Genomic DNA, 18,837 nt, shown 5'->3' with positions numbered 1-18,837 from the left:
ACGCCAACCCCGCAACTACCTGGCCTTCCTCGGCCTCGCCGCCACACTCTGCTGCTACAAACGACTCATCCGCCTAACCACATAGGACACGGTCTAAGGAGAGTGGCGGTGCGCTTCAGGCGGCTCTCGACAAGCGGGCCAAGAAGCAGTCCACTCGCCGGCTGACCGGCGCCACGAAGTTCCTCGCGTGTCGAACTCGTCGTCCGTGAAGATTGGCTCGGCGATCTTGATTGGCTTGCCATCACGGCCATACACGAGAGCGGCGGCCTCGGCGCGCCTCATCCGATGCAGGTCTACGAGCGGCTGGTGGCGGACGTGCTGAAGGTGCTGGGCGACGAGGAGGTGCAGGTTCGGGAGTACGCCAAGGGCGCGAAGGCTCGCAAGGAGGCGAAGCGCCTGGAGGAGTCGATCGCCCACTACATGAAAGGAGTTGGAGCCGGAAGGCCGTTACGCAAAGGTCCGATTCACACGGGAGCAGGCCCAGGAGACGCTGGACAAGCTGATCGCCGAGCTCCAGCAGATCGACCCCGAGGCGACCGAAGACCGGTGGGTCAGCGTGCGCAATGGGAAGACGTTTCGCCACTGCTGGGAGGCCGGCGGCATGGAGGCGATGGCCGCGGAGCTCGTTCGCGTGGGAGTCAAGTGCGAGGTCACGCGCACGAAGATCCCCAAGGTTCGGGCCCCCAAGGTTCACCTGAAGCTGATGATCCCCAAGGACGTGCGCAAGCGCCTTGTTGTCCGCCAGGACGACTTCGCTGACCAGTTCTGACGCGCACAGAAGGTCCCCACCCGCACAGGTGGGGGGCGAGCCCATCCGTCCGCTCCGTGTGTCGGCGCTCTGGTTTTGGGGCCGTGTCTATCTGCTCTCAGCTGGACACGCAGATCCGGAGCCGGCAGGGAGTGACCTGACGTCAGGCCCGGCCGCGGGGTGATCCGGGGCCGGGCTTGGGTGTGTGGGGGCACAATGGCGGGATGCCGCGGTTCATCGCTCCCGACGTCCGGGTCCATGCCTCCTTCCTCGACGCGATGAAGGAGTTCGTAGAGGAAGGCGCCGGTGAACGGTCGCTGCTCCTGCACGAGATGGAGGAGTTCGCCGCCACCTGGCACCGGCCCGAGGTCTTCGCGACCTACGTGGACCGGCTGAACGCCGAGCCGCTGGAGGAGACTCCGCGCATCGAGGGCTGGGTGCCCAGCACCACGCTCTGGTATGTCGAGGGCGACACCTTTCTCGGGCGTCTGGCCATCCGGCACCGGCTCAACCCCTTCCTGTACGAACTGGGCGGCCACATCGGCTATGCCGTACGCCCCACCGCCCGCGGACGGGGTCATGCGACCGCCATGCTCGCCGAGGCGCTGCCCGTCGCTCGTGGGCTCGGGATCGGGTCCGTCCTGGTCACGTGCGACACCACCAATGTCCCCTCGCGCAAGGTCATCGAGGCGGCCGGCGGGGTGCTGGAGGACGAGCGCGGAGGAAAGCTGCGTTTCTGGATCCGAACGGCCGTCTGAGGCGTCCTGTCCTTCATGGAGCTGGACAAGGACACGCCGCCCCGGGCTTACGGGAGTCAGCAGGCGCCGCCGCACTACGAGCCGGGCGAGGGCTGTCTGACGACGGCCGTGCGGATTCCGGTGCGGATCGTCGTGCTGGTGGTCGTCGTGCCCCTGCGCCTGGTGTGGGACGTCCTCGTCGTGAGTGGCAGAGCGCTCGACCGGGTGGTGCTGCGTCCGCTGGGCCGGTCGCTGGCGTGGCTCGGCCGGGTCCTGCTCGTGATCCCGCTGGTCTGGCTGTACGGCGCGGTGCTCACGCCGCTGGTGCGGTACGGGCTTGTGGTGCCGGTGGTGTGGCTGTACGGCGCGGTGCTCACGCCGCTGGTGCGGTACGGGCTCGTGGTGCCGGTGGTGTGGTTGTACCGGAGTGTGCTCACGCCGCTGGTGCGGTACGGACTGGTTGCGCCGGTGGTGTGGCTGTACCGGAGCGTGCTCACCCCGCTGGGCCGCCTCCTCGGCCGGTTGCTGGGCCGGTTGTACGAGACGTTGCTCACGCCGCTGGGGCACGCTCTGGGGTGGCTCCTGGAGTGGCTGGTGAGGACGCTGCTGGTGTGGCCGTGGGTGGCGCTGTGGCGGTATGTGGTCGTGCCGGTGGTGTACTACGGGCTGATGGTGCCGGCGGTGTGGCTGATACGCGTCCTGCTGGTCATCCCGGTCGGCTGGGTGTGCCGCGTGATCCTCGTCCCGCTCGGACGCGAGATCGGCGCCGCGTTCGGTGTCGCCTGGCGCGTTGCCGGACACATCTCGCGCGCTGTCGGCCGCGCCCTCGCCTGGCTCACCTGGAATCTGCTGGGCCGCCCGTTGCGCTGGACGTACCGGAGCGTCTGTACGCCGGTCGGTCACTGGCTGCGTGACAGCGTCTGGGCCCCGGCCAGGAACATCGCAGGCGTGGCGGGCCGGGCGGCGGGCGACGCGCTCCGCTCCGCGCGGGCGACCGTCCGGCAGGCCCGTCGTGACGCCTGGCGCGCGCTGGTGGGTGCACCCCGGGCTCCAGAGCCTGGGGAACCGTTGGTGGACCGGGCGCGTACTCTGGGTAGTACAACGATCGTCCCCGGCGCGGAGCCCGCACCTGAGATCTCCTTGCACAAGCGGGGCTGAGCCGGGATCCGGGGGTCATCCCCACGTCCGAGGGCGGCGCGTCACCGCGTACCGCCCGCACCGAGGAGAAGAACCACTGGGCAAGCGACAGCCCGAAGGCCCGCCGCCCGCACCGGCGGTGCAGCGCATCCGACTGCGCTACACCAAGCGCGGCCGCCTCCGGTTCACCAGCCACCGTGACTTCCAGCGCGCCTTCGAGCGGGCGCTGCGCCGTGCCGAGGTGCCTATGGCGTACTCGGCGGGGTTCACCCCGCACCCGAAGGTGTCGTACGCCAATGCCGCACCCACCGGTACGGGCAGCGAGGCCGAGTTCCTGGAGATCGCCCTGGTGCGGGCATGCGACCCCGACAAGCTGCGTGAGCTGCTCGACGAGTCGCTGCCGGCCGGCCTCGACATCATCGACGCCGTCGAGGCCCGTACGTCCGGACTCGCCGACCGGCTGACCGCTTCCGTGTGGGAGCTGCGGCTGGAGGGCGTCGACCCCGCGCAGGCCGCACAGGCCGTGTCCCTCTTCCTCGCCGCCGAGTCGGTCGAGGTCGAACGCCGTACGAAGAACGGTCTGCGGACCTTCGACGCCCGGGGTGCCGTGGCCGACCTGCGGGCGGCTCATCCACAGCCTGATAGGCCCGGGGACGGGCCCTGTGCGATACTGCGGCTGGTTGTTCGGCACGTGACACCTGCCGTTCGACCCGACGACGTCCTGTCCGGTCTCCGAGCTGTGGCCGACCTGGCGCCGCCGGTCCCCGCAGCGGTGACCAGGCTGGCGCAGGGGCTCTTCGACGAGGAGTCCGGCACGGTGACCGACCCGCTCGCGCCCGACCGCGAGGCAGTCATGGCCGCCCCATCCAAGGCCGCCGGACCCGCCGCCGCGAAGGCGCCGGAAGGTGCAGGTTCCGCGTAGGGCGGTCGTTGTAGCGCAGCCCTGGTACTCGGGAGCCACCTGGGTCGGGCAGCGCGCTGACCAGAAGACTTTCGCCAGGCCGTACGTACATCGCGTAGGGAACCGGCGAGCCAGACATAACAGCTCCCGTGCGGCGCCCGCGCCCCGGACGGCGGCAACCGCGCACCGCGCGGGCCGCGGCCGGACCGGAATCAGGCGCGGCGCCCGGGAGCGCGACGGGAGAACCGCCCGCATGCTTGAGTCCACCGAACCCGGTACACCCGGGAACACCACCAACGAAGACAACAACTCGCCCAGCGACACGCTGCCGCCGCGCCGCAGGCGCCGCGCCGCGTCCCGCCCGGCGGGCCCGCCCACCGCGGGCGCCGAGGCCACGAACGGCGTCACGGTCGCGGAGACCGTCGCCCCGGCCATACCGGCCGGTGAGGCTGCCGACGCAGCCGCGACCAGCGGGGCGGCGGCCGAAGAGGCCCCCGCGCCGCGTACCCGCCGTCGTGCGACGCGCAAGACCGCCGCACCCGAGGTGACCACCCAGCCGGCCGAGGCCGTCGAGGCCGTGGTCGAGGCCCCGGCCGAGGAGAGCCCGGCCGAGGAGGCCGCGCCCGCCCCTCGTACGCGCCGTCGTGCGACCCGTAAGGCCACCGCGCCTGTGGGTGCGCCGGCCGAGGAGAGCGCCGAGACCGCCGCTGAAGCTCCGGCCGCCGCAGCACCGACCGCTGAAGCACCGATCGCGGAAGAGGCCCCCGCGCCGCGCACGCGCCGCCGTGCCACCCGTAAGACCGCCGCTGCCGAGGTCACTACCGAGGTCGCCCCCGAGCCGGTGCAGGCCGTCGAGGCCGTCGTGGCGACCCCGGTTGAGGAGAGCCCGGCCGAGGAGGCCGCGCCCGCTCCCCGTACGCGCCGTCGTGCGACCCGTAAGGCCACCGCGCCCGAGGGTGCGCCGCAGGCCGCCGAGAACGTGGCGGGCGAGAGCCTGCCGCAGGATGTCGTCGCGCAGATCGCCGCCGAGGACGAGCAGGTCCAGGCCGCCGAGAAGGCCGCCACCCGTGGCCGTACGCGCCGCAGGGCCGCCGCGCCCGAGACCACCCCCGAGCCCGTCAAGGAGACCAGGGCGAAGGCGAAGGCCGGCGACAAGGCCGCCGTGAAGGAGGCCGAGGCCCCGGAGCGCTCGCGCCGCCGTGCGACGCGGCCCGCCGTGGCCGTTTTCCAGGCGCCCGTCTTCACCGAGCCGATGTTCCAGACCCCGGAGACGGCCGCCGCCGCGGCACACGCCGCCGGGACCGTGGAGGACGACGAGGAGGAGGACGTGACGGAGGCCGCGGCAGTGGCCGAGCCCGTCGCCGCGCCCGAGCCCTCGGGCCGCCGCCGGCGTCGCCGCCGCGGTGAGTCCGCCGAACCCGTGGAGACCGCGCCGGCCGCCGAAGAGGCGCCGCAGGAGTCCCCGGACGAGACCGACACGGACACCGACACCGAGGCCGAGCAGTCCGGCGACGGTGACGACTCCGACGAGTACGAGGACCGTCCGTCGCGGCGCCGCCGCCGGGGTGGCCGTCGCCGCCGCCGTGGCGAGTCCGCGGACGCGGACGACACCACGGACGAGCACCACGACGACTCCGCCGAGCAGTCCGAGGACAGCGACAGCGACGGCGACGGGGACGACGAGGAGCACGACGACACCGAGGGCTCCTCGGGCGGCGGTTCCTCCAGCAGCCGGCGTCGTCGTCGCCGGCGCCGTCGCAGCGGTGACGGCGGTTCCGAGGCCGAGAGCGGTACGGACGACCCGGAGCGTACGGTCGTCAAGGTCCGCGAGCCGCGCAAGAAGGAAGAGCGCGAGCACAGCACCAGCTCCGACGAGGTGCAGTCCATCAAGGGCTCGACCCGTCTGGAGGCCAAGAAGCAGCGCCGCCGCGAGGGCCGCGAGCAGGGCCGCCGCCGGGTGCCGATCATCACCGAGGCGGAGTTCCTCGCCCGCCGCGAGGCCGTCGAGCGGGTGATGGTCGTCCGCCAGAACGGCGAGCGCACCCAGATCGGTGTCCTTGAGGACAACGTGCTCGTCGAGCACTACGTCAACAAGGAGCAGGCCACCAGCTACGTCGGCAACGTCTACCTGGGCAAGGTGCAGAACGTACTGCCCTCCATGGAGGCCGCCTTCGTCGACATCGGCAAGGGGCGCAACGCCGTCCTGTACGCCGGTGAGGTCAACTTCGAGGCGCTGGGCATGGCCAACGGCCCGCGCCGGATCGAGACCGCCCTCAAGTCCGGCCAGTCGGTACTCGTCCAGGTGACGAAGGACCCGATCGGCCACAAGGGCGCGCGGCTGACCAGTCAGGTGTCGCTGCCCGGCCGCTATCTGGTCTACGTGCCCGAGGGCTCGATGACCGGCATCAGCCGCAAGCTGCCCGACACCGAGCGGGCCCGGCTGAAGACCATCCTCAAGAAGATCGTCCCCGAGGACGCGGGCGTCATCGTCCGTACGGCCGCCGAGGGCGCCAGCGAGGACGAGCTGCGCCGCGATGTCGAGCGGCTCCAGGCGCAGTGGGAGGACATCGAGAAGAAGGCGAAGAGCGGCAACGCGCCGACCCTTCTCTACGGTGAGCCCGACATGACCGTCCGGGTCGTCCGCGACATCTTCAACGAGGACTTCACGAAGGTCATCGTCAGCGGTGACGAGGCGTGGCAGACCATCCACGGCTATGTCGCGCATGTCGCGCCGGATCTGTCCGACCGGCTGTCGCGCTGGACGAGCGAGGTCGACGTCTTCGCGACGTACCGCATCGACGAGCAGCTGATGAAGGCGCTGGACCGCAAGGTCTGGCTGCCGAGCGGCGGTTCGCTGGTGATCGACAAGACCGAGGCCATGATCGTGGTCGACGTCAACACCGGGAAGTTCACCGGCCAGGGCGGCAACCTCGAAGAGACCGTCACCAGGAACAACCTGGAGGCGGCCGAGGAGATCGTGCGTCAGCTGCGGCTGCGCGACCTGGGCGGCATCGTCGTCATCGACTTCATCGACATGGTGCTCGAATCGAATCGGGACCTGGTGCTGCGGCGGCTGCTGGAGTGCCTGGGCCGCGACCGTACGAAGCACCAGGTCGCCGAGGTCACCTCGCTGGGCCTGGTCCAGATGACCCGTAAGCGGGTCGGCCAGGGCCTGCTGGAGTCGTTCTCCGAGACCTGCGTCCACTGCAACGGCCGCGGTGTCATCGTCCACATGGAGCAGCCCACGGCGGCCGGTGGCGGCGGCAACGGCAAGCGCGCCAAGAAGCGCGGCCGCGGCGGCGCGGCCGGTGGCGACCAGGGTCACGAGCACGACCTCGCCCAGGACCACGACCACGACCACGAGCACGCCGGTGTCGCGGCGGAGACCGAGGCCGAGCTCGCGGCGGAGGCGGCGGTTCCGACCGCGCTGCCCGAGCCCGAATTCGCTCCGGACGAAGAGCTGTTCAGCAGTGCGGCGGAGGCCGAGGCGGCCGTCCGCGGCCGGTCGCGCCGCCGGGCGTCGCGCAAGGCGTCGGCTCCGGCCGGTTCGCCGAAGGCCGCCGAGCCGGAGGCCAGGACCGAGGCGCCCGTCGCCGAGGCACCGGTCGAGGCTCCGGCCGCCGAGCCGGAGGCACCCGCGGAGGAGGCGGCCCCCACGGGCCGTACGCGCCGTCGGGCCACGCGCAAGGCGACGGCTCCGGCCGGTTCGCCGAAGGCAGCCGACGCGGCAGTGGCCGCCGAGGTCGTCCTGCCCGTGCCCGCCGAGCCCGAGGCCGTGCCCGAGCCGGTCGCGGCCGAGGCGCCGGCCGCCGAGGAGGCACCCGTCGCGGCCCCGCCGCGTGCGCGCCGCCGGGCGACCCGCAAGGTCACCGCACCCGCCGGATCGCCCTCGGGCGCCGACGACGCGGCGGTCGTCGTGGTGGAGTCCGTGAAGGACACGAAGGCCGAGGAGCCGGCCGAGGCGCCCGTGGAGGACGCGTCGGACGGTGCCGGGTCCGAAGGCGCCGCCCCGGCCAAGAAGACGGTCCGCAAGACCGCCAAGAAGGCCACCACCGCGAAGAAGACGGCCGCCAAGAAGACGACGACGGCCAAGAAGACCGCGGCGAAGAAGACGACGGTCAAGAAGACGGCCAAGTCGGCGTCGAAGAAGACCGCGGCGGCCGAGCAGCAGGCGCCGTCCGGCGTCACGGCTTCCACGGAGGACTGAGCAGGTTCGCGGACGGCCGTCGGCCGGACCCTGGATTCCCGGGTCCGGCCGACGGCCGTTCCGTCTCCGCCGCGCCCTGGGGCGCGCGGGCCCAGTCACGGTGCGGGGGACCTGGTTTGACCCCCTGTACAGGGGCCCCGTACTCTAAACCTTCGGCGTGTTCCAATGCGCGCCCACCCCTGAGCACCCACCTCCCGGATTTCCGGGGGAGGCCGCTCGTCCTGTCAGGATCGCCATGGGCCCCGGCCCGTGCGAGCGGCTGGCATCAGGGGTTCCGTTCCGAGCGAGAGTGAGATCCGCGTGTACGCCATCGTGCGCAGCGGTGGTCGCCAGCACAAGGTTGCTGTCGACGACATCGTTGAGGTTGACAAGATTCCCACCGCCAAGGTTGGCGACACGGTCGAGCTCTCGACCCTGCTCGTGGTCGACGGCGACACCGTCACCAGCGACCCGTGGGTGCTTGACGGCATCAAGGTCACGGCCGAGGTCGTGGACCACCACAAGGGTGTGAAGATCGACATCCTTCGCTACAAGAACAAGACCGGCTACCGCCGTCGCCAGGGTCACCGTCAGCAGTACACGGCGATCAAGGTCACCGGTATTCCCGCGGCTGCGAAGTAAGGGACTGAGGAGACATGGCACATAAGAAGGGCGCATCGTCCACTCGGAACGGGCGCGATTCCAATGCTCAGCGGCTCGGCGTGAAGCGCTTCGGCGGTCAGGTCGTCAACGCCGGTGAGATCCTGGTCCGCCAGCGCGGCACGCACTTCCACCCGGGCTCGGGCGTCGGCCGTGGCGGTGACGACACGCTGTTCGCGCTGAACGCCGGTGCGGTGGAGTTCGGCACCAGCCGTGGCCGTAACGTCGTGAACATCGTTCCGGTTGCCTGATCAGGCACCCGTAGAGCGGTTTTCTTCGCGAGGGCGGACCTCACTTCCCGGTGACGGGAAGCGGGTCCGCCTTTCGCGTGTTGCAGGTTAGACATTTCCGTATGTACTGGAGGCAACCCCCATGACCACCTTCGTGGACCGCGTCGAGCTGCATGTCGCCGCGGGTAACGGAGGCCACGGCTGCGCCTCCGTACACCGTGAGAAGTTCAAGCCGCTCGGTGGCCCCGACGGCGGCAACGGCGGCCGGGGCGGCGACGTCATCCTGGTCGTCGAGCAGTCGGTGACGACGCTGCTCGACTATCACCACTCGCCGCACCGCAAGGCCACCAACGGCAAGCCCGGCGAGGGCGGCAACCGCTCGGGCAAGGACGGCCAGGACCTGGTCCTGCCGGTCCCCGACGGCACGGTCGTCCTCGACAAGCAGGGCAATGTCCTCGCCGACCTGGTCGGGCAGGGCACCACCTATGTCGCTGCCGACGGCGGCCGCGGTGGTCTCGGCAACGCCGCGCTGGCCTCGGCCCGCCGCAAGGCGCCCGGCTTCGCGCTGCTCGGTGTGCCGGGCCGCGGCGGGGACATCGTCCTGGAGCTCAAGACGGTCGCCGACGTGGCGCTCGTGGGCTACCCGAGCGCCGGCAAGTCCTCGCTGATCTCCGTGCTCTCCGCGGCCAAGCCCAAGATCGCGGACTACCCCTTCACCACGCTCGTCCCCAACCTGGGCGTGGTCACCGCCGGCTCCACCGTCTACACCATCGCGGACGTCCCCGGGCTGATCCCGGGCGCCAGCCAGGGCCGCGGCCTCGGCCTGGAGTTCCTGCGCCATGTCGAGCGCTGCTCCGTCCTCGTACACGTCCTGGACACGGCCACGCTGGAGTCCGACCGTGACCCGGTCACCGACCTCGATGTCATCGAGGAAGAGCTCACGCAGTACGGCGGTCTCGACAACCGGCCGCGGATCGTCGTCCTCAACAAGATCGACATCCCGGACGGCAAGGACCTCGCCGAGATGATCCGTCCCGAGCTCGAACAGCGCGGCTACCGCGTCTTCGAGGCGTCGGCCGTGGCCCATACGGGGCTCAAGGAGCTGTCCTTCGCGCTCGCCGAGGTCATCGCCAAGGCCCGTGCGGAGAAGCCGCAGGAGGAGGCGACCCGGATCGTCATCCGTCCGAAGGCCGTCGACGACGCGGGCTTCACCGTCACGCTGGAGGAGGACGGGATCTACCGCGTGCGCGGCGAGAAGCCGGAGCGCTGGGTGCGGCAGACCGACTTCAGCAACGACGAGGCCGTCGGCTATCTCGCGGACCGGCTGAGCCGGCTCGGTGTCGAGGACCAGCTGATGAAGGCCGGCGCCCGGGCGGGCGACGGAGTGGCCATCGGCGCCGAGGACGACGCGGTCGTCTTCGACTGGGAGCCCACGATGATGGCGGGCGCGGAGATGCTCGGCCGCCGCGGCGAGGACCACCGTCTCGAGGCACCGCGTCCGGCGGCGCAGCGGCGCAGGGACCGGGACGCCGAGCGGGACGACTCGGACCGCGAGTACGAGGAGTTCGACGCCTTCTAGTTCGATGCCTTCTGATGCCCCTCCCGGCCCGGGAGACCATGGCGGAAAGCCGTGGTCACCCGGGCCGGCGTCACAACCGGTGACCGGGTGGGAGCGGTGCGTACGCTCTCATCTGTGACCCCCGCTGCTCCGACGTGAATCTTGTGTGGTGTCCTTCACGTACGACTCCCGCCCCGAACCATTGGCGCACTGGTCTTCGCAGGTGAATCAGGGGTTGCGGGCCGGTGTCGCACAGTTGTGGTCCACCTTGCAAGAGGATTGCCGCGGGTGGGACCATCGCTTCATCCTCTGAGCCCGCAAGGTAGGTCAGTTCTGTGTCTGCAACTCCCGCGTCGCCCGTGAAGCCCCGTACCACCGCCGTCGTCCTGGCGGGCGGTACCGGTCAGCGAGTGGGCCTGTCGATCCCGAAGCAGCTGCTGAAGATCGCGGGGAAGGCGGTCATCGAGCACACACTGTGGATCTTCGAGCAGGCCGATTCGATCGACGATGTGATCGTGCTCATGGCGCCGGGCTATGTGCCCGACGTGGAGAAGATCGTCGCGAAGGCCGGGCTGACCAAGGTCAGCAAGGTCATCGAGGGCGGCTCGACACGGAACGAGACCACCGAGCGTGCCATCGCCGCCCTCGGCGAGGGCCTGGCCGAGGGCGAGGACCGCAACGTCCTGTTCCACGACGCCGTCCGCCCGCTGCTGTCGCGGCGCGTCATCGAGGACTGCGTGGCCGCGCTGGACCGCTACCAGGCCGTCGACGTGGCCATCCCGTCCGCGGACACGATCATCGTGACCCGTACGCACGGCGAGGACGGCGAGTTCATCACCGACGTCCCCGACCGGTCCCGGCTGCGGCGCGGCCAGACCCCGCAGGCGTTCAAGCTCTCCACCATCCGCAGGGCGTACGAGGTGGCCGCGGGCGACCCCAACTTCCAGGCCACCGACGACTGTTCGGTCGTGCTGAAGTACCTGCCCGACGTGCCGATCTATGTCGTCGCGGGCGACGAGTACAACATGAAGGTCACCCAGCCGGTCGATGTCTTCATCGCCGACAAGCTCTTCCAGCTGGCCTCCGCCGCCGCCCCGCAGCAGTCCTCCGAGGACTCCTACCGTGAGCTGCTGACCGGGAAGACCCTGGTCGTCTTCGGCGGCTCCTACGGCATCGGCGCGGACATCGCGAAGCTCGCCGAGTCCTTCGGCGCCACGGTGTACGCGCTGGGCCGCTCCACCACCGGTACGCATGTCGAGAACCCCGAGCATGTCGACGACGCGCTGTCGCGCGCGTACGGCGAGACCGGCCGGATCGACTACGTCATCAACACCGCGGGCGTGCTGCGCATCGGCAAGCTGGCCGAGACGGACAACACGACCATCCAGGAAGCGCTGAACGTCAACTACCTCGCGCCGGTGCAGATCGCCCGCGCCTCGTACAAGTACCTGGTGGAGACCAAGGGACAGCTGCTGCTCTACACCTCCAGCAGCTACACCCGCGGGCGCGCGGAGTACAGCCTCTACTCGTCCACGAAGGCGGCCATGGTGAACCTCACCCAGGCGCTCTCGGACGAGTGGGCCGGCGAGGGGATCCGGGTGAACTGCGTGAACCCCGAGCGCACCGCGACCCCGATGCGCACCAAGGCGTTCGGCCAGGAGCCCGAGGGGTCGCTGCTCTCCTCCGAGGCGGTCGCCAAGACCTCCCTCGATGTGCTGCTCTCCGAGCTGACCGGCCATGTCATCGACGTACGGCAGCAGGACCCGACCCGCGGCGCCTCCGAGGCGTCCGATTTCGAGCAGGCGCTGGCCGCCGTCCTGGACCGTCAGGGAGATGTGTAATAATTCTTGACAATCTTAGATCCGGGCCTCTGTGGTCGCCGACGTGCGAACCATGGAGGCCCGAGCTCGTGAAGCTGCGTCTTCACACTTTCCTTGCAAGGCAACAGCAGGCACGGTCTGGAGCAAGTTTTTCGTGATTTCGACAGCCATTCGCGTCGCCCGGGTGGGCAGCGGATCAGAGCTGGCAGCCGCACTTCTACTGGGTCTGGGTTTCCCGTGCGTCATGCTCGCCGCGATAATTCCCAATCTCTGGTTGTTCGCGGCGGCCGCGGCCGTGACCTATCTCGCGGACACCTTCCTGCACCAGCGGGGCAGCTATCTGGTGAACCGGCTCGCCAAAGTGCGGGCCGGTCTGTCGATCCGCTTCCTGATCCGGCAGATGCTGCTGGTGCTGATGGTCGCGCGCTCGGGCCTCGGTGAGGACCGGATCTTCTACGTGACCGTGGTCGCGGTGCTGGTGTTCTACGGACTCCAGGCGCCGCACGGCGCGATCGTCACCCTGCTCCGGCTGCGCCGCAGGCTGCCGGTGGTCACCCGCAATATCGACCTCGGCGCCATCCGGATCCCGGACGCCCCGCCGCGCTGGCTGCTCGACCGCTCCGCCGAGAAGATGCTCCACCTGGACATCTTCGCCGTGGTGGGCGTGATTATCACGGTGGAGACCCGCGACAACATCTTCGGCTTCGCGGGCCTCGCCGCCAGCCTGTTCCTCGCCTTCGGCTACATCGTCGCGCTGCTGCCGTACCTGCGGCCCAGCCGGCTCGTGCCGTCCGCCGAGAAGGTGCTCAAGGCGGTCGACGGCTGGCTGGCCGACTACCGGCCGACCGTGATGCTGTACTTCTCCGGCTCCAAGGAGTCCGCGTACCAGGTCAACATGTGGCTGGACACGATGGACCAGCTCGAAGGACGGCCGCTGATCGTCCTGCGCGAGCGGGTCATCGCGCAGCAGCTGGGCCCGACGGGCGTACCGGTGCTGTGCATCCCCGGCGGGGTGCATCTGATGAACCTGGACCTGTCGACCGTCCGGGTCGCGCTCTACGCGGCCAACGTCGGCAAGAACATCCACATGCTGCGCGTCCCCACCATGAAGCACGTCTTCATCGGGCACGGCGACAGCGACAAGATCGCCAGCGTCAACCCGTACAGCAAGGCGTACGACGAGGTGTGGACCGCGGGCCGGGCCGGCCGCGACCGCTACGCGCTGGCCGACGTCGGTGTGCGCGACGAGGACATCGTCGAGGTGGGCCGTCCGCAGCTGGCCCCGATCGAGCCGGCGAGCGGCGCACCGAAGAACCCCATCCCCACGGTGCTGTACGCGCCCACCTGGGAGGGCTGGGACGACAGCCCCGGCAACACCTCGCTGCTGCTGGCCGGCGAGAACATCATCAAGCGGCTGCTGAAGGCCGAGGAGCCGGTACGGGTCCTCTACAAGCCGCACCCCTTCACCGGGACGCGCAGCGCCAAGGCGAAGGCCGTGCACGACCGCATCATCGCGCTGGTGGAGAAGGCCGCCGCCGCGCGTGCCACCGACGCCCGCTGGGCGACGGAGGCGGCCGCGCTCCGCACGGAGCAGACCGCGGCGCGGGCCGAGCTGACCCGTATCGGGGCCCGGCTGACCGAGCTCTCCGGGGTGGCCGACGCGAGCCGGGACGAGGCCGAGGAGTCGCGCGACTCCACGGCGGACCCGGAGCGGCAGGCGGAGCTGATGCGGCTCAGGACCGAGTGGAACAGCGCGTACTGGCGTTCCTTCGGCTGGTGGGAGCACCGGGTCATCGGGGGCGCCGAGCCGCGGCTGTACGACTGCTTCAACGAGTCGGACGCCATGGTCTCGGACATCTCCAGCGTGGTGTCGGACTTCATCGCGAGCGGCAAGCCGTACGCGGTCACCGACTCGGCGGCGCTGGGCGCGGAGGAGTTCAAGCGGCAGAACACCGCCGTACGGGCGGCCGTGATCCTCTCCAACAGCGCGAAGGAGCTGGACCAGCTGCTCGCGGCGGTCGCCGATCCGTCCGCCGACCGGCTGGCGGATGCCCGTCATGAGCTCAAGCGGTATCTGCTGGGACCTGACGAGCCCTCGTCGATCGACCAGTTCAACGCGGCGACGCGCGCGCTGTCGGTGAAGTCCGAGGCGCGCAACGTGAGCGTCGAGAAGCGCCTCGCGGAGCCCGAGGAGTCGGCGGCGCCGGACGACTCGGCACCGGTCGAGCCCCGGGCCGAAGAGGGCCTGGAGACGGCCAAGGACGCGCGGACGGAGCCCGAGAACAACGACCTGGACTCGCCCGTGCGCGGCTGAGCACCAGCTGTACCGTTTTTTCCAAGGCCCGGCAGGGCCGCCTTCTGGCGCCCTGCCGGGCCTTTCCGTATCGCCCCGAAAGTCCACTGTGACCGGCATCACATACGCAGAGGAAGGTGACAAGACAACCAATTTCCGGTGCCACCTGTCTTGAATTTCGATGAACGATATGCCTGTTCCTGATGTGAGTGTGATTGTCGGGGCATATGAAGCGATGCCCTACCTGATCCGCTGCCTGGAATCGGTGGAGGCCCAGACCATGGCCCACCGAATCGAGATCGTCGCCATCGACGACGGCTCGACCGACGGCACGGGGGAATATCTGGAGAAGTTCGCCGCCTCGACGGCCATCCCGACCAGGGTGGTACGACAGGCCAACTCGGGTGGCCCCAGCGGGCCGCGCAATGTGGGTCTCGGGCTTGCCCGGGGGCGTTACGTGTTCTTCCTGGATGCCGATGACTATTTCGCCGAGGAAGCGCTGGAACGCATGGTGGCCATGGCCGACCGTGCCGGTACGGACGTGGTGCTCGGCAAGGTGGAGGGGGTGAACCGGGGCGCTCCGGGGTCGATGTGGACCCGAACGGCCGAGCGCGTCGACATTTACAGCTCGCAGGTGATTTTCACGCTGAGCGCGCAGAAGCTCTTCCGGCGCGAGCTGCTCGTCCGGCTGGGCCTGCGGTTCGACGAGGGGCTGAAGACCGGCGAGGACGCGCTCTTCACGATGGAGGCGTACATCCGCGGTAAGGGTGTTTCGGTGATCTCCGACTACACCTGCTACTACCTGGTCGGCCGCGACGACGGCAAGCATGTGACCAAAAGCGGCAGTTACCAGCTGCGGTTCGACTCCGCGGGGGCCCTCATGCGGCTCATCACGGACCTGGTGCCGGCCGGCCCGAAGCGTGACCGGCTGATGGTCAGACCCTTCACGGTCGGGCTGATCCAGCAGTTCGGGCAGGGGCTGCTGAAGCAGCCGGAGAAGGTCCAGCGCCACAAGATGGAGCTGGCGGCGCCCCTGATGGCGCGGTACTGGACCCCGGCGGTGGCCAAGCGCATAAAGGTCTCCGAGCGGCTGCGGCTGGAGTGTGTCGCCTTGGACCGGCTCGACCTGCTGAAGGAGCTGCTCGCCTTCATCAAGGCCGGGACGAGGCCGGAGGTGGTCCGCCGGGGCCGCGCCCGCACGCCGTACCTGGCCTATCCGCACTTCGGGGAGGCGGGGACCGGCCTGCGGGACGCGTCGTACGAGGTCACCGTGCCGGACTGGGTGGGCAAGCCGGGCCTGGAGCGCATCGAGGCTCCGAAGGCCGCGCGCCGGCGCAAGTCGCTGGCCCGCCGGGTGGCGCGGCGCTTACGCACTCACGTGCGATGCCGCGCCCTCGTACTGAAAGGGGGCTCGTGAGCGTACTTTTCCGCGCCCCCCGAGCGCGCCGATCCGCCCACTCAAGGTGACCATCAGCGGGCCGCAGCGGGAATCGTAGGTAAAATCGTGCCGTCGGGCGACGCCCGGGCAGCATCGCAATCAGAGCATGGGATAGGGATCGTGAAGGCTCTCGTACTGTCCGGCGGGGCGGGCACCCGTCTAAGGCCCATCACCCATACCAGCGCGAAACAGCTGGTCCCCGTGGCGAACAAGCCGGTGCTCTTCTACGGCCTGGAAGCCATCGCCGAGGCGGGTATCACCGAGGTCGGTGTGATCGTGGGGGACACCGCAGAGGAGATCCGCGAGGCCGTCGGCGACGGCTCCCAGTTCGGCATAAAGGTCACCTATCTGCGCCAGGACGCCCCCCTCGGCCTGGCGCACGCCGTGCTCATCGCCCGTGACTTCCTGGGTGACGACGATTTCGTGATGTACCTCGGTGACAACTTCATCGTCGGTGGCATCTCCGGTCTGGTGGACGCCTTCCGCGCGGACCGGCCCGACGCGCAGATCCTGCTGACGAAGGTCCCCAACCCGACCTCCTTCGGTGTGGCCGAACTCGACAGCAACGGCCGGGTGGTGGCCCTGGAGGAGAAGCCGAAGGAGCCGAAGAGCGACCTCGCGCTCGTTGGTGTCTATCTCTTCACCCCGGCCGTCCACGAGGCCGTGCGCTCCATCGAGCCCTCCTGGCGCGGCGAGTTGGAGATCACCCATGCCATCCAGTGGCTGATCGACCAGAAGCGCGACGTCCGCTCCACGACCATCTCCGGGTACTGGAAGGACACCGGCAACGTCAGCGACATGCTGGAGGTCAACCGCTCGGTGCTGGAGACCCTGGAGCCGTGCCGTGAAGGCACTGTCGACGCTGCCACGGAGATCATCGGGCGGGTCAGGATCGAGAAGGGCGCGCAGGTCACCGGCAGCCGCATCGTCGGTCCCGCGATCATCGGTGCGGGCACGGTGGTCAGCGACGCCTACATCGGTCCTTTCACCTCGGTCTCCGAGGGCTGCAGGATCGAGGACAGCGAAATCGAGTACTCCATCGTCCTGCGGGGCGCCTCCCTCACCGGCGTGCGCCGGGTGGAGGCGTCCCTGATCGGCCGCCATGTCGAGGTCACCCCCGCGCCCCGTAACCCCTCCGCCCACCGGCTCGTCCTCGGCGACCACAGCAAGGTGCAGATTTCCTCATGACGAATTCCGCCGCCCCCAGCCGCCCCACCAGGATCCTGGTCACCGGTGGTGCCGGCTTCATCGGCTCGCACTACGTCCGTACGGCGCTGGGCCCCCAGGGCCCCGGTGACGTCGAGATCACGGTGCTCGACAAGCTCACCTACGCGGGCAATCCCGCCAACCTCGACGAGGTCCGCGGCCATCCAGGATTCGCCTTCGTCCAGGGCGACATCTGCGATCCCGAGCTGGCCGCCAAACTGATGGCCGAGCACGACCAGGTGCTGCACTTCGCCGCCGAGTCGCATGTGGACCGCTCCATCGACGGCGGCGCGGAGTTCGTCCGCACGAACGTCGTGGGTACCCACACGCTGATCGACGCCGCGCACCGCGCGGGCGTCAAGACCTTCGTGCACATCTCCACCGACGAGGTCTACGGCTCGATCGACGAGGGCTCCTGGGCGGAGACCCACCCGCTGGAGCCCAACTCGCCGTACTCCTCGGCGAAGGCGTCCAGCGACCTGATCGCCCTCTCGTACCACCGCACCCATGACCTCGATGTGCGGGTGACCCGCTGTTCCAACAACTACGGGCACCACCACTTCCCCGAGAAGGTCATCCCGCTGTTCATCACGAACCTGCTGGACGGCAAGAAGGTCCCGCTGTACGGGGATGGCGGGAACGTCCGCGACTGGCTGCACATCGACGACCACGTCCAGGGCATCGAGCTGGTCCGTACGAAGGGCCGCGCCGGCCAGGTCTACAACATCGGCGGCGGTACGGAGCTCTCCAACAAGGAGCTGACCGGGCTGCTGCTGGAAGCCTGCGGAGCGGACTGGGACACCAGCGTCGAGTACGTCACCGACCGCAAGGGCCACGACCGTCGCTACTCCGTCGACTGCGCCAAGATCCGCACGGAGCTGGGGTACGAGCCCCGCAAGGACTTCGCCACCGGCCTCGCGGAGACCGTCGAGTGGTACCGCGACAACCGCGCGTGGTGGGAGCCGCTGAAGGGGCGTGCGGCCCTGTGAGCGGCTGGCTCGTCACCGGGTCCGGCGGCATGCTCGGCCAGGATCTGCTGGCCGCGCTCGCCGCGGCCGGGGAGCGCGCGGCCGGCCTGGACCGTACCGCGCTGGACATCACGGACCCCGGCGCGGTGCGCGCCGCCCTGGAGGCGTACGCACCGGCCGTGGTGGTCAACTGCGCCGCCTGGACGGCCGTGGACGACGCCGAGGCCAAGGAGGCCGAGGCGCTCGCGGTCAACGGCGCGGGGCCCCGGGTCCTCGCCGAGGCGTGCAAGGCGTCGGGCGCGGTCCTCATCCAGCTCTCCACGGACTACGTCTTCGCCGGGGACGCGGAGACGCCGTACGGCGAGGAGGCCCCCACGGGGCCGCGCAGCGCCTACGGCCGCACCAAGCTGGCGGGGGAGCGCGCGGTGCTGGACACGCTCCCGGAGACCGGCTACGTGGTCCGTACGGCGTGGCTGTACGGCGTGGGCGGCGGCAACTTCGTCCGCACGATGATCCGGCTGGAGGGTGTCAAGGACACCCTGGACGTGGTGGACGACCAGTGCGGCCAGCCCACATGGGCCGCTGACCTCGCCGGCCGGCTGGTCCTGCTCGGCAGGGCGGCGCTCGCGGGGACGGCTCCGGCCGGGGTCTATCACGGCACCAGCGGCGGCGAGACGACGTGGTTCGCGTTCACCCGGGAGATCTTCCGGCTGCTCGGCGCGGACCCCGAGCGGGTCCGTCCGACGACCAGTCAGGCTTTCGTACGGCCCGCGCCGAGGCCCGCGTACAGCGTGCTGGGACACGACCGGTGGAAACCCACAGGAATCGACCCGATCCGCGACTGGCGTTCCGCGCTCGCGGAAGCCCTTCCGGCGCTCGTCGAGGCAGACCGCCAAATGGGTGTTACCAACCAGTAGATGTTTACGTACAGGCCAGAGACCTACTAGGTTCACTG

14 protein-coding genes are annotated in these 18,837 nt (G+C 69.9%); all 14 read left to right on the top strand.

The genetic code is table 11. From position 1 onward, the window contains the following. The first annotated feature begins 430 nt into the window (after positions 1–430). Entirely contained in the window at positions 431–769 is a 339-nt protein-coding gene (locus tag ACZ6MZ_RS32580; protein ID WP_469356099.1) for a hypothetical protein, read from the top strand. Positions 770–972: 203 nt separating this feature from the next. Next, entirely contained in the window at positions 973–1,506 is a 534-nt protein-coding gene (locus tag ACZ6MZ_RS32575; RefSeq protein WP_386877538.1) for a GNAT family N-acetyltransferase, read from the top strand. A gap of 15 nt (positions 1,507–1,521) precedes the next feature. Beyond that, positions 1,522–2,643, top strand: coding sequence for a hypothetical protein (locus tag ACZ6MZ_RS32570; RefSeq protein WP_469356096.1), 1,122 nt, complete (start codon positions 1,522–1,524; stop codon positions 2,641–2,643). 118 nt (positions 2,644–2,761) lie between these two features. Continuing rightward, positions 2,762–3,544, top strand: coding sequence for a TIGR03936 family radical SAM-associated protein (locus tag ACZ6MZ_RS32565; protein ID WP_389792480.1), 783 nt, complete (start codon positions 2,762–2,764; stop codon positions 3,542–3,544). A gap of 232 nt (positions 3,545–3,776) precedes the next feature. After that, a complete protein-coding gene (locus ACZ6MZ_RS32560; RefSeq protein WP_469356093.1) occupies positions 3,777–7,730 on the top strand; it encodes an Rne/Rng family ribonuclease in 3,954 nt (1,317 codons plus the stop codon). 300 nt (positions 7,731–8,030) lie between these two features. Beyond that, entirely contained in the window at positions 8,031–8,351 is a 321-nt protein-coding gene (gene rplU, locus ACZ6MZ_RS32555; protein WP_384192335.1) for a 50S ribosomal protein L21, read from the top strand. 14 nt (positions 8,352–8,365) lie between these two features. After that, on the top strand, positions 8,366–8,620 hold the full coding sequence (rpmA, locus tag ACZ6MZ_RS32550) for a 50S ribosomal protein L27 (protein ID WP_384192338.1): 255 nt from the start codon (positions 8,366–8,368) through the stop codon (positions 8,618–8,620). A 121-nt stretch (positions 8,621–8,741) separates the two neighbouring features. Next, on the top strand, positions 8,742–10,178 hold the full coding sequence (gene obgE / locus ACZ6MZ_RS32545) for a GTPase ObgE (RefSeq protein ID WP_389792966.1): 1,437 nt from the start codon (positions 8,742–8,744) through the stop codon (positions 10,176–10,178). A gap of 314 nt (positions 10,179–10,492) precedes the next feature. After that, positions 10,493–11,998 (top strand): SDR family NAD(P)-dependent oxidoreductase, encoded by a 1,506-nt coding sequence (locus ACZ6MZ_RS32540; protein WP_384192343.1) that lies wholly within the window; start codon positions 10,493–10,495, stop codon positions 11,996–11,998. A gap of 223 nt (positions 11,999–12,221) precedes the next feature. After that, the gene (locus ACZ6MZ_RS32535) at positions 12,222–14,291 is read left to right on the top strand and encodes a hypothetical protein (RefSeq protein WP_469356089.1); all 2,070 of its coding nucleotides are present in this window, start codon (positions 12,222–12,224) and stop codon (positions 14,289–14,291) included. A gap of 160 nt (positions 14,292–14,451) precedes the next feature. After that, positions 14,452–15,687 carry a glycosyltransferase family 2 protein gene (locus tag ACZ6MZ_RS32530; protein WP_469356087.1) on the top strand — a complete coding sequence of 412 codons (1,236 nt, stop codon included), beginning with the start codon at positions 14,452–14,454 and terminating at the stop codon, positions 15,685–15,687. Positions 15,688–15,828: 141 nt separating this feature from the next. Further along, positions 15,829–16,896 carry a glucose-1-phosphate thymidylyltransferase gene (locus ACZ6MZ_RS32525; protein WP_384192350.1) on the top strand — a complete coding sequence of 356 codons (1,068 nt, stop codon included), beginning with the start codon at positions 15,829–15,831 and terminating at the stop codon, positions 16,894–16,896. Next, a complete protein-coding gene (gene rfbB / locus ACZ6MZ_RS32520; protein ID WP_389673652.1) occupies positions 16,893–17,903 on the top strand; it encodes a dTDP-glucose 4,6-dehydratase in 1,011 nt (336 codons plus the stop codon). The genes ACZ6MZ_RS32525 and rfbB overlap by 4 nt, the downstream gene beginning before the upstream one ends. After that, on the top strand, positions 17,900–18,799 hold the full coding sequence (rfbD, locus tag ACZ6MZ_RS32515) for a dTDP-4-dehydrorhamnose reductase (RefSeq protein WP_469356084.1): 900 nt from the start codon (positions 17,900–17,902) through the stop codon (positions 18,797–18,799). Before rfbB ends, rfbD begins: the two co-directional genes overlap by 4 nt. The last annotated feature ends 38 nt before the right edge of the window (positions 18,800–18,837 follow it).

The organism is Streptomyces sp. NPDC042201, from assembly GCF_055582185.1.
Note: the sequence above shows the minus strand (reverse complement) of the source record. Positions and strands in the feature narration are given on the sequence as shown.